The organism is Methylobacterium dankookense, assembly GCF_902141855.1.
Taxonomy (GTDB): Bacteria; Pseudomonadota; Alphaproteobacteria; order Rhizobiales; family Beijerinckiaceae; genus Methylobacterium; species Methylobacterium dankookense.
Genome location: NZ_CABFVH010000001.1, coordinates 298,201 through 313,199, shown reverse-complemented (window position 1 = coordinate 313,199; position 14,999 = coordinate 298,201). Strand labels below are relative to the sequence as shown.

10 protein-coding genes are annotated in these 14,999 nt (G+C 69.5%); 6 read left to right on the top strand and 4 right to left on the bottom strand.

The window, feature by feature from the left end:
• Positions 1 to 39 precede the first annotated feature (39 nt).
• Positions 40 to 930: a LysR family transcriptional regulator gene (locus MTDSW087_RS01570; protein ID WP_144759516.1), complete on the top strand. Its 891-nt coding sequence runs from the start codon at positions 40 to 42 to the stop codon at positions 928 to 930.
• Between the two features lie 10 nt (positions 931 to 940).
• On the opposite strand, the gene msrP is transcribed toward MTDSW087_RS01570, so the two are convergent.
• From msrP to MTDSW087_RS01555, 3 genes are all read right to left on the bottom strand, one after another.
• Positions 941 to 1,885, bottom strand: coding sequence for a protein-methionine-sulfoxide reductase catalytic subunit MsrP (gene msrP / locus MTDSW087_RS01565; protein WP_144759199.1), 945 nt, complete (start codon positions 1,883 to 1,885; stop codon positions 941 to 943).
• A 100-nt stretch (positions 1,886 to 1,985) separates the two neighbouring features.
• Entirely contained in the window at positions 1,986 to 3,692 is a 1,707-nt protein-coding gene (locus tag MTDSW087_RS01560; RefSeq protein ID WP_373321935.1) for an AMP-binding protein, read from the bottom strand.
• A gap of 213 nt (positions 3,693 to 3,905) precedes the next feature.
• Complete coding sequence (locus MTDSW087_RS01555) at positions 3,906 to 4,640, bottom strand: hypothetical protein (RefSeq protein WP_186383697.1); 735 nt, start codon at positions 4,638 to 4,640, stop codon at positions 3,906 to 3,908.
• A 582-nt stretch (positions 4,641 to 5,222) separates the two neighbouring features.
• Here MTDSW087_RS01555 and MTDSW087_RS01550 point away from each other — a divergent pair.
• A complete protein-coding gene (locus tag MTDSW087_RS01550; protein WP_244948366.1) occupies positions 5,223 to 7,571 on the top strand; it encodes an HWE histidine kinase domain-containing protein in 2,349 nt (782 codons plus the stop codon).
• Positions 7,572 to 7,592: 21 nt separating this feature from the next.
• The gene (locus tag MTDSW087_RS01545; RefSeq protein ID WP_144759508.1) at positions 7,593 to 7,958 is read left to right on the top strand and encodes a response regulator; all 366 of its coding nucleotides are present in this window, start codon (positions 7,593 to 7,595) and stop codon (positions 7,956 to 7,958) included.
• Positions 7,959 to 8,245: 287 nt separating this feature from the next.
• On the opposite strand, the gene MTDSW087_RS01540 is transcribed toward MTDSW087_RS01545, so the two are convergent.
• The gene (locus MTDSW087_RS01540; RefSeq protein WP_144759196.1) at positions 8,246 to 9,739 is read right to left on the bottom strand and encodes a leucyl aminopeptidase; all 1,494 of its coding nucleotides are present in this window, start codon (positions 9,737 to 9,739) and stop codon (positions 8,246 to 8,248) included.
• A 200-nt stretch (positions 9,740 to 9,939) separates the two neighbouring features.
• On the opposite strand from MTDSW087_RS01540, the gene lptF reads away from it, so the two are divergent.
• The 3 genes from lptF to MTDSW087_RS01525 all read left to right on the top strand — a co-directional run bounded on the left by lptF (position 9,940) and on the right by MTDSW087_RS01525 (position 14,864).
• Positions 9,940 to 11,097 carry an LPS export ABC transporter permease LptF gene (lptF, locus tag MTDSW087_RS01535; RefSeq protein WP_144759193.1) on the top strand — a complete coding sequence of 386 codons (1,158 nt, stop codon included), beginning with the start codon at positions 9,940 to 9,942 and terminating at the stop codon, positions 11,095 to 11,097.
• A 3-nt stretch (positions 11,098 to 11,100) separates the two neighbouring features.
• Positions 11,101 to 12,189, top strand: a complete 1,089-nt coding sequence (lptG, locus tag MTDSW087_RS01530) for an LPS export ABC transporter permease LptG (RefSeq protein WP_144759190.1) — start codon at positions 11,101 to 11,103, stop codon at positions 12,187 to 12,189.
• Positions 12,190 to 12,272: 83 nt separating this feature from the next.
• The gene (locus MTDSW087_RS01525) at positions 12,273 to 14,864 is read left to right on the top strand and encodes an LPS-assembly protein LptD (RefSeq protein WP_144759187.1); all 2,592 of its coding nucleotides are present in this window, start codon (positions 12,273 to 12,275) and stop codon (positions 14,862 to 14,864) included.
• The last annotated feature ends 135 nt before the right edge of the window (positions 14,865 to 14,999 follow it).

Here is a 14,999-nt window from a genome sequence, read left to right as displayed (position 1 = left end):
GCCGTGCGGTGCATTCCCTTTGTGTGGGGGTCGCTCGCCGTGGACTGGGACAAGATTCGGATCTTCCTCAACGTCGCCGAGGCCGGGAGCTTCACGAAGGCGGGAGACGATATCGGCCTCAGCCAGTCCGCCGTCAGCCGCCAGATCAGCGCGCTGGAGCGCGAGCTGAAGGCGCCGCTGTTCCACCGGCACGCCCGCGGCCTGATCCTCACCGAGCAGGGCGACCTGCTGTTCCGCGCCGCGCGCGACATGAAGCTGCGGCTGGAGAACACCAAGGCCCGCCTCGTCGAGACCAGCGAGCGGCCGACCGGCGACCTCAAGGTGACGACCACGGTGGGGCTGGGCACCGCGTGGCTGTCGCAGCGGGTGGCCGAGTTCCTCGACCTCTACCCGGATGTCCGCATCGAGCTGATCCTCACCAACGAGGAGCTCGACCTCGCCATGCGCGAGGCCGACATCGCCATCCGCATGCGCCGCCCGGCCCAGCCGGACCTGATCCAGCGCCGGCTGTTCACGGTGCACTACCACGCCTTCGCGAGCCCGGATTACATCAAGCGGTTCGGGGCGCCGAAGAGCGTGGACCAGCTCGACGAGCACCGCCTCGTCTCCTTCGGCGGCAACGAGCCGTCCTACCTGCTGGCCGCCCATTACCTCGCCGATATCGGGCGCGAGGGCCGCGAGCGCCGGCCGGTGCACTTCACCGTGAACAATGTCGGCGCCCTGCAGAAGGCGATGGAGACCGGCGCCGGGATCGGCATCCTGCCGGACTACGCCGTCGACGGGCAGGACAGCCTCGTGCAGGTGCTCACCGAGAGCGAGATGCCGACGCTCGACAGCTACCTCGTCTATGCCGAGGAGATGCGCACGGTGGCCCGCGTCCAGGCCTTCCGCGACTTCCTGGTCTCGAAGGCGCAGCGCTGGACCTACTGAGCGGGGCGGCTCAAACGAAGAGCCGCTCCTTCTCCAGCCCCTTGTAGAGCCCGGCGACCTGCTCGCCGTAGCCGTTGTAGATCAGGGTCGGCACGCGCTCGTTGGTGCCGAGCACGCGCTCGCTCGCCTGGCTCCAGCGCGGATGGGGCACGGCCGGGTTCACGTTCGCCCAGAAGCCATATTCGGAGGCCTGCAGGCCCTCCCAGAAGGTCTTCGGCCGCTCGGCCGTGAAGGAGACCTTCACGATCGACTTGATCGACTTGAAGCCGTACTTCCACGGCAGCGCGAGGCGGATCGGCGCGCCGAACTGGTTCGGCAGCGGCTTGCCGTAGACGCCGGTGACCATGAAGGCGAGGTCGTTGGTGGCTTCCGCGAGCGTCAGGCCCTCGATATACGGCCAGGGGTAGAAGAAGGCTCGCTGGCCGGGCGCCATGGCCTTGTCGAGGAAGGTCTGGAACTGGACGTACTTGGCGCCCGAGGCGGGCTTGGCCATGGCCACCAGCTTGGCGAGCGGGAAGCCGGTCCAGGGCACCGCCATCGACCACGCCTCGACGCAGCGGTGGCGATAGAGCCGCTCCTCCAGGCCCGCCTTCCGGATCAGCTCGTCCACGCCGATCTCGAAGGGCTTCTCGACGAGGCCGTCGATCTTCACCGTCCACGGATCGGTCTTGAGCGCGTTGGCCGCGGGCAGCACGGTCTTCGCGGTGCCGAACTCGTAGAAGTTGTTGTAGTCGCCGCTGTAGCGCTCCGGCGTCACCGCCCGGTCGAGGGTGTAGGCCTCGTTGCGCGGGGCCGGGTAGGGGCCGGCCGCCGCGAGGCCGAGGCGGGGTGCGAGCAGCGAGCCGGCCACGAGGCCCGCCGCGCCGCCGAGCAGCGCGCGCCGGTCGAGGAAGACGGATTCGGGCGTGGCGAGGCGCTCGGGGATGTCCCAGCCGCGGCTGCGCTTGATCAACATGGGGCTCGCTCCTGCCTGTGACCCACGCGCATCCAGATCGGTGCCCGGCCGCGCGGGGTGAATGCGGCTCAGCGTCCCATTCGCCTGAAGGCCCCCGCGGTTACGCGGGCGGCGCCTCCTCGCGCAGCGCCCGGCGCAGCACCTTGCCGACATTGGTCTTCGGCAGGGCCGCCTGGATCACCACCTTGCGCGGCACCTTGTAGCCGGTGAGCTGCGAGCGGGCATGGGCCCGGATCGCGTCGACCGTCAGCGCGGCGTCGCGCAGCACCACATGGGCCACCACCATCTCGCCGGCCTCCGGGCAGGGCGCCCCGACCACCGCGCATTCGAGGATGCCGGGATGGCCGGCCAGCACGTCCTCGACCTCGTTCGGATAGACGTTGAAGCCGGAGACGAGGATCATGTCCTTCATCCGGTCCACGATGCGGACCTGCCCGTCGGCCTCCATCACGGCGACGTCGCCGGTGCGGAAGAAGCCGTCCGCGGTCATCGCCCGCGCGGTCTCGTCGGGCCGGCTCCAGTAGCCCTTCATCACCTGGGGGCCGCGCACGCAGATCTCGCCGGGCTCGCCGAAGGGGGCGGGCATGCCGTCGGCGCGCCGGATCGAGACCTCGGTGGAGGGCACGGGATAGCCGATCGTGCCGGACCATTCGGCGAGCCGGTAGGGGTTCACGCAGACGACCGGCGAGGTCTCGGACAACCCGTAGCCCTCGATGATCGTCGAGTTCGTGATCTCCTTCCAGCGCTTGGCCACCGACCGCTGCACCGCCATGCCGCCGCCGACCACGTAATCGAGGTGGGAGAAGTCGAGCGTCGGGAATTTCGGGTGGTTGTTCAGCAGGTTGAACAGGGTGTTCACCCCCGACATGTGGGTGAAGCGGTGCTTCGAGAGCGTCTTGATGAACCCGTCCGCGTCGCGCGGATTCGGGATCAGCAGGCAGCACCCCCCCGAGCGGATGAAGAACAGGAAGCAGCAGGTCAGCGCGAAGATGTGGTAGAGCGGCAGGGCCGTCACCATCACCCGCCGCGGCCCGTCCGGATCGGTCGCCTCGAACCAGATCTGCGATTGGACGACGTTGGCGAGGATGTTGCGGTGGGTCAGCATCGCGGCCTTGGCCACGCCGGTGGTGCCACCGGTATATTGCAGGAAGGCGAGATCCTCCTGCACCACCGTCACCGGCTTCGGCGGCAGCCCGGCCCCCGCCTTCAGCGCCGCGGTGAAGCGGATGCCGAGGCCGGCCGGCAGGCTGAAGGGCTTCACCGCCTTCTTGATGTGGCGCGAGGCGAGGTCGATCAGCCGGCCCTTCAGCCCGAGCCCGTCGCCGGGCCCGACCAGCAGGACGCGGTCGAGGCTCAGCTGCGGCAGCGCCTCGGCGACGGTGTGGGCGAAGTTCTCCAGCACGATCAGGGTGCGCGCGCCCGAATCGTTGAGCTGCGCCGTGAGCTCGCGCGGGGTGTAGAGCGGGTTGACGTTCACCACCGTGCCGCCCGCCAGCAGCGTGCCGAACAGCGAGACGGGATAGGCCGGCACGTTCGGCATCATGATCGCGACGCGGTCGCCCTTGCCGACACCCTGCCCCTGCAGCCAGGCCGCGAGCGCCCGGGCCATGCGGCCGAGTTCGGCATAGCTGACGGAGGAGCCGAAGCAGATCAGCGCGGGTCTTTCCGCGAAGCGGCGCGTGCTCGCCTCGAACATGTCGACGAGGGTGCCGAGCCCGTCCACCTCGATCTCGGCGGGCATCCCGGGCGGGTAGGCGGCGAGCCACGGCTTGTCGCGCCCCGACGTGGCGGCCCTCTGCTGCTCGATCACGGCGCACTCCCTGACGCGCGGCTTCGTATCGGCCGCTTTGTACACTCCACCGCTCCTGCGAGGCGCGTCCCGTCAGGAGCCCGGAGCGGCGCCCGACCGCATCGCGATCGGGCGCCGCTCCGGACCCGAACTGTGCGGGATCGTTCCGGTGGGGGCAAGCGAGGCCGGCCCCCCAGCAGCGACAGCGGCACGAATTCGTTCATACATGAACTATCGTGCCGGGAGCGGCATGCCAAGGGGCAGCCGGTCCCTGCCGGCCGGCGCCGGGCCGACGCTGCGGAAGGCGATGACCAGGGTGTGCGGCAGCCCGGCCACGAGGAGGACCAGGGCGGCGCGCAGGGCCTCCTCCGGGGTGAAGGTGCGGCGCGGCCAGGGGCCGATGCCGAGGTCGCGGCCGAGCCCGATCAGGGCGGCGGCGAGCCAGAGGGCGAGGAAGCTCAAGGTGGCGGTTGCGGCGAGCCCGCGCGCCCTGCGCCAGAAGCCGGCCCGCCGGACCTGCGCCCGCCCGAGCCAGCTCGGCAGGCCGATGGCGAGGCCGAAGACGAGGGCAGCCACCGCCGCGCCGATCGCGTAGGCGAGGCCGATCGGCTGGCCGGTGAGGAAGGCCGAGCCGCCGGCCATGAAGCCGCCGCGCAGCACGAGGCCGCCGAAGGTGGGGTGGAGCGCGGCAGCGAGGAGGAGCACGAGACCGAGCCCTGCGAACACCACGCGCCGCGCCGGCGAGGCCGGGCCGGGCATGGCCGCCGCCGCCAGGATGCGGGCGAGCCCGTAGACGAGCGCGAAGGCAAAGAGGGGGTAGCGGTCGAGGAAGAAGCCGTAGGCGTAGGGCTCCAGGGCCGGCGGCAGGGCCGAGCGCTGGCTGAGGCCCGTCACCGCCACCGCGAGGACCGCCAGCAGCGCCGCGGCGAGCGGAACCCCGGCCAGGATCGCGCGCGTGCCTCGCATGGTGTCGCCCTTCGCATCGGTCCGGCCGGATGGCGCGGAGGGCCGTGTTCTAGAGGCTCCGGGGTTTAAGCGCCACGCGGTGCGCTCGTCGGCCCGATGGAGGGGATCGGCTTTCGGGACGCGCAGGGTCGGGGCTGGTTCCTAACGAATGTCAACGCCGCAGCTCAAAAGCCTCAATCGGCCTGACTGAGTTGCTCAGGTCCGGTTCGGGTGGAAAGCGGTCTTCGACGCCGTGCCCGTCAGCGGACATTCCTTCTCCGACTCAAGCAGGACGCGCGGACAACCGCTCGGGCTTCCCAATCGCGGCCAGGGGCGGACGCTGCACAGGGTCATCTTTGGCCCTTGGTCCATTGGCCCGGACCGCTTGTACGAGTGCAGGTGCCGTATGGGCCGCTCAGCCCTCGCGCAATCGTCTCATGCCCAATCGAACCTCCTGTGGTAAAGGGCATGGCACCCGACACCGATTGTCGCTCATGCCCCTTCGCGCCCCTCAGAAAATCTCGCTCTCCCTGAACGTGCACTTCTCACCGCCGCACAGGTTGGCGGTGAGCGCGGGCAAGCGGACCGGCAGCGACCTCGCCTATGATTGAACCGGCAAAGTCGCCCGTGGCCGTCGCTGGCATCGACGCCGAGGACGCCCGCTTGGCAGCCCTCAATGGCTACCAGATCCTCGACACGCCGCGCGAACCGGAGTTCGACGAGATCGCAGCGCTCGCCTCAGCGGTCTGCGGCACGCCCATCGCCGTCGTGAACCTGATCGGCGAGGGCCGCCAGTTCTTCAAGGCAGAGGTCGGCCTCGGCGTGCGCGAGACGCCGCTCGACAGTTCGTTCTGCGCCAGCGCCATCCTGGAAGAGGACTTCCTCCTCGTCCCCGACGCCACCCGCGACGCGCGGTTCGAGTGCAACCCGCTGGTCGCCGGCGACCCCCATTTGAAGTTCTACGCTGGTGCCCTCCTGAAGACCGTCGACGGCCACGCCATCGGCACCGTCTGCGTGCTGGACTACGAGCCGCGCAACCTGACCGGCGTCCAGCAACAGACCCTCCGTGTCCTCGCGCGTCAGGTCATGACGCAGCTCGACCTTCGTCGCGCCTTGAGGGAGCGACGCAAGGAGGCTGCCTTCATGCGAAGCGTCCTCGCCTCGTCCGCGGACTGCATCAAGGTCCTCGACTTGCAGGATCGGCTCACCTTCATGAGTGAGGGCGGCAAGCGCGTGATGGAGGTCAGCGACTTCAACGCCATCCGCGGCTGTCCCTGGCCCAGCTTCTGGCAAGGCCAGGGCAACGCGGACGCCAAGGCGGCTGTCGCTGCGGCCAAGGCGGGGGGCGTCGGCCGCTTCCAGGGCGGAGCCAGCACCATGGCTGGCAACCCGCGCTGGTGGGATGTTCAGGTCACGCCGATCCTCGACGCGCAGGGGGCTCCGGAGATGCTGCTCTCGGTCTCGCGGGACATCACGATCCAGAGGGATGCCGAGCGCGCCGTCTCGGCGAGCGAAGATCGCTGGCGCAGCCTGTTCACCAGCATGCACGAGGGGTTCTTCTCCGGCGAGATCCTGCGGGACGACGCGGGCCGCCCGGTCGACCTCCGCTTCCTGGAGGTCAACCCCGCCTTCGAGACCCAGTCGAGCCTACCCGCGAACGACACCGTGGGTCGGACCATCCGCGAGGTCATCCCGACCATCCCGCAATGGCTGATCGACATCTACGCGGGCGTGGTCGACACCGGCGAGCCCGCGACGTTCGAGGTCGCCGTGCCTGCCCTCAGCCGAACCTTCGAGGCGCGCGCCAACAAGGAGGCGGGGCAGCGTCTCGCCGTGATGTTTATCGACGTCACCACGCGCAAGCAGGCCGAGGAGCGCCGCAACGCCCTGATCGAACTCGGCGACCGGCTGCGCCACGTCACCCGCAAGGCCGACGTCGCCTCGGTCGCCGCCGAGATCCTAGCCCGCACGCTCGGGCTCAGCCACGTCGGGTACGGCGATGTCGATCACGTGCGCGAGATCGTGACGATCGCCGACGACCACGTCGCAGAGGGGGTCGAGAGCCTGAGGGGTACGCACTCCTTCCGAAGCTACGGATCGTACGTGGACGATCTCAAGGCGGGTCGTGCCGTGTTCATCGCCAACGCCCTGGACGATCCGCGGACGGCCACCGGCGGCGACGCTCTGGTCGCCCTGGGCGTCCGGTCCATCGCTAACATCCCGCTGATGGAGCACGGCCAGTTCGTCACCCTGTTCTTCGCTCTGAAGGCCGACCCGCACGCCTGGACACCCGAAGAGCAAGCTTTCCTGCGCAACGTCGCCGACCGCACCCGGGCCGCCATCGGCCGCCTTGAGGCGGAGGAGCAGCAGCGGGTGCTCAACCAGGAACTGAGCCACCGCATGAAGAACATGCTGGCCATGGTCCTCTCTATCGCGACCCAGACCCTGAGGTCGGTACCCGACCGGGAGCCGGTCGAGGCGTTCGAGAAGCGCATCCACGCGCTTTCGGCAGCCCATGACGTCCTGCTGCAACAAGAATGGACGGCGGCCCCCCTGGACGCGGTCGCTGGCGCGGTGCTGCAAACCTTCGCCCAAACGGCCCGGCTCACGCTTTCTGGGCCGCAGATCTCGCTCGGGCCGCGGGCGACCCTATCTGTCTCTCTTCTGCTGCATGAACTCGCGACCAACGCGACGAAGTACGGGGCCCTCTCCAACGATCAGGGCCACGTCGGGGTCAGTTGGCGTGTCGACGGCGATGGCGAAGAGGGTGACCTGGTGCTCGACTGGGAGGAGAGCGGTGGGCCGCCCGTGAAGGAACCCACCAGACGCGGCTTCGGCTCGCGCCTGATCCGCCTCGGATTGGTCGGGACGGGCGACGTCGATCTCCGCTACAAGCCCACTGGTTTCCGGGCCGAGATGCGCGCGCCGCTCGCGCAGATCCATCAGTCCTAGGAGGCCATCATGGGACAAGCCATGCCACCGGCCTCCGCCGTGATCCTCGTCGTCGAGGATGAACCCCTGCAGCTTATGATGGCGGTCGACCTCGTCGAGACGGCGGGCTTCGACGTGGTCGAGGCGCGCAGCGCAGACGAGGCGGTCCGCATCCTGGAGAACCGCCTCGACATCCGCGTCGTGTTCACGGACATCGACATGCCCGGCGGCGTCGACGGGATGAAGCTCGCGGCCACGATCCGGGACCGCTGGCCTCCCATCGAGCTCATCATCATCTCGGGCAAGCAGCGTCTACAGCCGAAGGATCTCCCGGCGCGCGGCGTGTTCTTCTCAAAGCCCTACAAGCGGGACGAGGTGACGAAGGCGTTGCAGCGTTTCGCCAGCTGACCACTTGAAAGATCAACGTTCCAAACCTCCGGACGGGATTTGAGCGGTCGCCGTGATGATGGCCGCTTCCTCGTGCTGGCTTCTCGGAACCAGCCTGCCGGCTTTGCAACCAACCCTTGTCGTAGGTTCCGCCTCACCAGACAGCCCGCAAGCGGACGCTGCGGACTTCAGAGAAGGGTCGGAAACGGACTTTCGCGCGGACCATCTTGCGAGGTTTTGAAAGCAGGACTTCCCCTCCCGTTCGAGAGGGGAAGTCAGCTTCTGGTTCTGACGCGCGCAGGGCCCGCTCAGCGCGCCTCGTAATGGTCGCGCACCAGCCGGTCGAGCAGGCGGACGCCCCAGCCGGCGCCCCAGCTCTTGTTGATCTCGCTCGCGGTCGAGGACATGGCCACGCCCGCGATGTCGAGATGCGCCCAAGGCGTGTCGTTGACGTAGCGCTTGAGGAAGGCGGCCGCGGTGGCCGCGCCGCCGTGCCGGCCGCCGGTATTCTTCATGTCGGCGAACTTCGAGTCGATCGCCTTGTCGTAGGCCGGGATCAGCGGCATCCGCCAGACCTTCTCGCCCGTCGCCTCGCCCGCCGCGTGGAGGCGGCCGGAGAGCTCGTCGTCATTCGAGAACATGCCGGCGATGTCCTGGCCGAGGGCCACAATGATCGCGCCGGTGAGCGTGGCGAGGTCGATCATTGCCTTGGGCTTGTAGGCCTGCTGGATGTGCCAGAGCACGTCGGCGAGGACGAGGCGCCCCTCGGCATCCGTGTTGATGACCTCGATGGTCTGGCCCGACATGGAGGTGACGATGTCGGAGGGCCGGTAGGAATTGCCGTCGGGCATGTTCTCGACGATGCCGATGGCGCCGACCACGTTGGCCTTGGCCTTGCGGCTCGCCAGCGCGTGCAGGGTGCCGACCACGGCCGCCGCGCCGCCCATGTCGCCCTTCATGTCCTCCATGCCGCCGGCCGACTTGATGGAGACGCCGCCGGAATCGAACACCACGCCCTTGCCGATCAGCGCGAGCGGCGCGTCGCCGGGCCGGCCGCCGTTCCAGCGCATGATCGCCACGCGCGGCTCGCGGGCCGAGCCCTGGGCCACGGCGAGCAGGGCGCCCATGCCGAGCTCGCGCAGGCGGGCGGGCTCCAGCACCTCCACCTCGACGCCGAGCTTCGTCAGCTCCGCGGCGCGCCGGGCGAACTCGGCCGGGTAGAGCACGTTCGGCGGCTCGTTCACGAGGTCGCGGGCGAGCACCACGCCCGCGGCGACCGCGGCGCTGTCCTTGCCCGCCGCCTCCGCCGCGGCGTGGTCGGCGAGCATCAGGGTCAGCGCGGCGCCGCCCTTGTCCTCGTCGTTCTTCTTCTTGGTCTTGTAGCGGTCGAAGGCGTAGCCGCGCAGGCGCGCGCCGAGGGCGAAGTCGGCCGCCTCGCGCCCGCCGATCTCGGCGCCCGGCCAGTCGAGCACCACCCGGGCCTGCCGGCCGGGGACCTTGCCGGCGGTGAAGCCGCCGAGCATCGGCCACTCGACCTTGGCGCGGTCCTTGTCCGAGCCGAGGCCGATCACGACGAGGCGGTCCGCCTCCACCCCGGCGGGCGCCGGCAGCGCCAGCGCGGTCTGCGCGCGGCCCTTGAACTGCTCGGAGGCCGCCGCGCGGGCGACGAGATCGGTGCCCGCCTGCCCCAGCACCTCGCGCGCGGCGCTGCCGAGGGCGAGGTCGTCGCCCACGAACACGACGAGGTCGCCCCCGCCGGCCCGCCCGACCGGTGCGAAGGTGATGCTGATGCCGTCCGCCATGTGCCGCTTTCCGAAGTGCTTCCGGTCGTGAGATCGAGGCCCGCGCCGCGGGCCTCCGCGATGGTGCATCCTGTGTAGCCGCTGAGGCAGAGAACGCAACGCGGCGGCTTCGCTCTTGAAACCGCCCCAGTTCGCGCGCCATGCCAGTGCGCACGGGCGAACCGAACAGCCGGCAAAGAGGAGGCCCCGGGGCCGACGCGATGAACCAGATCGAGCGCTACATCTTCCGCATCGCGCTCGGCGCCTTCCTCGCCTGCCTGATCGGGCTGACGGGCACGATCTGGGTGACGCAGGCCCTGCGCGAGCTCGACCTGATCACGGCCAAGGGGCAGACGCTCCTGATCTTCCTGTTCGTCACCGGCCTGTCGCTGCCGACCCTCGTCGTCGTGATCGCGCCGATGGCCCTGTTCATCGCGGTCATCTACGCGCTGAACAAGCTCAACGGCGATTCGGAGCTGATCGTGATGTCGGCCGCCGGCATGCGCCCGCGGGCGATCCTGCGGCCCTTCCTGACGCTCGCGACCATGGTGAGCTTCCTCGTCGGCTTCCTCACCATCGTGGTGATGCCGGCGAGCTTCCAGGAGCTGCGCGACGTCATCACGCGGGTGCGCGGCGACTTCATCGCCAACGTGGTGAAGGAGGGCCAGTTCACCGAGCTCGACAACGGGATCAGCTTCCACTTCCGCGAGCGCGGGCAGAACGGGACGCTGCTCGGCCTGTTCATCCGGGACGGGCGCGAGGCCGGCAAGAGCAAGGTCTACCTCGCCGACCGCGGCAACGCGGTGGAGGTGGAGGGCCAGAGCTACCTCGCGCTGGAGAAGGGCAGCGTGCTCCAGCAGCAGAAGGACAGCCGCGATTCCTCGATCCTGACCTTCGAGCGCTACACGATCGACCTCGCCGCCTTCGCGCCCCCGGACTCGGACGTGATCTACAAGCCGCGCGAGCGCTCGACGACGCAGCTCCTCTTCCCCGACCGGACGGAGGGCTACTTCAAGCTCCAGAAGGGCCGCTTCCGGGCGGAACTGCACGACCGGCTCTCCTCCTGGCTCTACCCGCTGGCGCTCGCCTTCATCGCCTTCGCCGCCCTCGGCGACCCGCGCACCACCCGCCAGGGGCGGGGCGTGGCGGTGGCCGGCGCCGTGGTCGCCGTGGTGGCGCTGCGCATCGCGGGCTTCGCCGCGACGAGCGCCGCCGCGCGCAGCGCCGGGGCGGCGCTCGCGATCTACGCGGTGCCGCTCGCGGCGATCGGCCTGTCGAGCCTGATCATCTTCCACGGTCCGGCGGTGCGCAGCCTCAACGCGCGCCTCGCCGCCGCCCTCCGGGGCCTGGGGCCGGGCCGCCGGCTCGCGCGGGGCTAGGCCATGCTGATCGGCCGCACTCTCGGGACCTATTTCGCGTGGCGCTTCGTGCGCACCGTGCTCGGCGTCTTCATCACCGTCTTCGCCCTGGTCTACACCCTCGACTTCGTGGAGCTGCTGCGCCGGGCGGGCGATGCCGAGGGCGCCTCCACGGGGCTGATGGCGCAGCTCTCGCTCTACCGCACCCCCGCGGTCGCCGAGGGCGTGCTGCCCTTCGCGGTGCTGTTCGGCTCGATGGCGGCGCTCCTCCAGCTCTCGCGCAAGCTCGAGCTGGTGGTGGCGCGCGCGGCCGGGATCTCGGCCTGGCAGTTCCTCCAGCCCGGCCTGTTCGTGGCTTTGGCGCTCGGCGCCTTCGCGGTGGGCGTCTACAACCCCCTCTCGGCGGCCCTGAAGCAGCGCTCCACCGAGATCGAGGCGAAGATCTTCGCCAAATCCACCAAGGCGGGCTCCGGCAAGGCGCTCTGGCTGCGCCAGAAGAGCATCGACGGCAGCGCCATCATCCGGGCCGAGACGGCGGTGGAGGGCACCACCACCCTCGCCGGCGTGCAGGTCTACACCTTCGACGATGACGGCCGTTTCACCGCCGAGATCGTGGCCGCCCGCGCCGTGCTCCACGACGGCTGGTGGGAGCTCCAGGATGTCCGCCTGATCACGCCCGAGTCGCCGCCCGAATCCTTCGGCAGCTACCTGATCGCCTCGACTCTCGACCTCGGGCAGATCCGCCAGCGCTTCACCCCCCCGGAATCTGTGCCTTTCTGGCAACTGCCGGACACGATCGCGCGGACCGAACGGGCCGGTCTCGACGCCACCCGCTACCGCCTCCAGTACGACGTGCTCTGGGCGCGGCCGGCCCTGTTTCTGGCCATGGTCCTCGTCGCCGCAACCGTTTCCTTACGGTTTTTCCGCTTTGGTGGTGTCGGAAAGCTCGTGCTGGGCGGCGTGGCGGCGGGGTTCGCGCTCTACGTCGCGCGGCAGTTGATGGAGGGTCTCGGCGCCGCGGGTCTCGTGGCGGCGCCAGTGGCGGCCTGGCTGCCGGCCGTGGTAGGAAGCCTCCTCGGTACGCTCACGCTTCTGTACCAGGAAGACGGATGAGACCCGCTCCTTCCGAGCGGGAATCGGGAGGCGAGGTTTGAGTGTGTTCGTGACGGCAGACGTCACCGGGGTTGGGACAGGCGTTGCGTAAGGTCTCCGACATCGCGCGGATCGCCGGGCTGACGGCGCTGCTGACGGCTCTCGCCGCGGCGGCAACGCCGGCGCTCGCCCAGTCGAGCGGCGCGCCGAATCCGCTCGCGAAGAAGCTCGAGGGCAAGCCCGGGGACAAGCTCCTCGTGGAGGCCGACGAGCTCGTCTACGACAACGACAACAACACGGTCACCGCGCGGGGCAATGCCGAGCTGCATTACGGCCCGCGCACCCTCCAGGCCGACCGCGTGCGCTACGACCGCGCCACCAGCCGCGTCTTCGCGGAAGGCAATGTCCGCCTCACCGACAAGGACGGCGCCGTCGTCACCGGCGAGCGCATGGAGCTGACCGACGACTTCAAGACCGGCTTCATCGATTCCCTGCGCATCCAGCAATCGGTCGAGCGCCGCGGCGAGACCGTGCGGACCCGCTTCTCCGCCCCGCGGGCCGAGCGCCTGAACGGCGAGCAGACGGCCTTCGACTACGGCACCTACACGGCCTGCGAGCCGTGCAAGGACAACCCGGAGAAGCCGCCGCTCTGGCAGGTGCGCGCCACCAAGATCATCCACAACAACGAGACGCACACGATCTACTTCGAGGAATCGCAGCTGGAGCTCGCCGGCATCCCGGTGGCCTACCTGCCGTATTTCGAGGCGCCCGACCCGACGGTGAAGCGCAAGAGCGGCTTCCTGACCCCGCGCTTCGTCACCTCGACGGCGATCGGCACCGGCGCCGCGGTGCCCTACTTCTTCAACCTCGCGCCCGACTACGACCTGACGGTCTCGCCGACCTTCGTCAGCCGGCAGGGCGTGCTCGGCCAAGCCGAGTTCCGCCAGCGGCTCGACAACGGCTCGTACAACCTGCGCCTGTCGGGCATCTTCCAGACGACGCCCTCGGCCTTCCTGCCGGGCCCCCTCGGCGCGGGCGACCGCGACTTCCGCGGCTCGATCGAGAGCCGGGGCCGCTTCTACATCAACGACCGCTGGCGCACGGGCTGGGACCTCGTCGGCGTCACCGACAAGTGGTTCCTCGACAACTACCGCATCCGCAACCAGAACATCGTCACGGATTATTTCCGCGAGGCGGTGTCGACCGCCTACCTGATCGGGCAGGGCGACCGCTCCTGGTTCGAGGCGCGGGGCTACTACTTCAAGGGCCTGTCGAGCTTCGACTGGCAGAAGGAGCAGCCGATCGTCGCCCCGGTGATCGACTACGACAAGCGCATCAACGGGCCGGGCGAGCTCGGCGGCGAGGTGCGTTTCGAGGCCAACATCACCAGCCTGACCCGCGAGGCCACCGACTTCCAGGGCCTGCCGCGCACCTCGGCCTACCTGTTCAGCCCGAGCTTCAACGGCGTCAGCTACCCGCTCTACGAGACCTGCTCGACCTTCAACCGGGCCTCCTGCCTGATCCGCGGGCTCGCCGGCACCAACACGCGCGCCTCGGCCATGGCCTCCTGGCGGCGCAGCTTCATCGACGATGCGGGCCAGGTCTTCACGCCCTTCACCTATCTCCGGGCGGACGCCTTCTTCACCAATCCGAGCCTGTCCGGCTACCAGAACGCCCTGGTGCCGACGATCGCCAACGTGGGCGAGGGCTTCAACGGCCGCGTCACGCCGGCCGTCGGCATCGACTACCGCTACCCGTTCGTCAGCAATTTCGGGCCGCTCGGCGTCCACACGATCGAGCCGATCGCGCAGATCATCGCGCGGCCATCCGAGACCCGCATCGGCCGCCTGCCGAACGAGGACGCGCAGAGCCTCGTTTTCGACGACACCTCGCTGTTCGAGTGGGACAAGTTCTCCGGCTACGACCGCGCCGAGGGCGGCGTGCGCGCCAATCTCGGCGGCCAGTACTCGGTGACGACGGATGCGGGCTGGTACACGAACGTGATGTTCGGCGAGTCGATCCAGGTCGCGGGGGTGAACTCGTTCCGCCGCGGCGACATCGCCAATGTCGGCCTGGAATCTGGCCTGGAGACGCGCCGCTCGGACTTCGTCGGCCGCTTCCAGCTCTCGCCGAACCAGAACATCTCCTTCATCACCCGGGCGCGGTTCGACCACAGCGACTTCAAGGTCAACCGCTTCGAGACCGGCGTGACCGCGCGCTTCGCGCCGTTCCTGCCGCTGACGCTCTCGGCCTTCTACTCCTACTACGAGGCGCAGCCGCTGCTCGGCTTCAGCCACCGCCGCGAGGGCGTGACCGCGAGCGCCACCTACAACATCACCCCGAACTGGTTCGTCACCGGCTCGGCGCTCGTCGACATGACGCACTATCTCGACACGCGCGACCTGTTCTCGGACGCCTATGCCAGCTACCTCGCCAACCCGGTCGGCCTCGCGCCGGTCTACCAGAACCCGGGCCGGTTCTACCTGTCCGGCATGAGCATCGGCGGCGGCTACCAGGACGAGTGCACCACGGTCTCGCTGAACTACATCGTCTCGCCGATCGCCACCGCGCTCGGCACCCGCGAGCGCAACCAGACCGTGCTGCTGCGCCTGGAGCTGAAGACGCTGGGCGAGGCGGATCTCCGCCAGAACGTCGGCACCGTCACCACCAACGACGGCATCGCCTCGGTCCGCTGAGGCGGGCCGAGTTGGGCCTCTCCTCCCCCGTGCGGGGAGGAGCCGGAGGTGGGGGGGTGCAGAAGGCACCGAAACGCTTCATCCTGCGCCACCCCCACCCCTGACCCCTCCTCGCAAGGGGGAGGGGACCCGCGC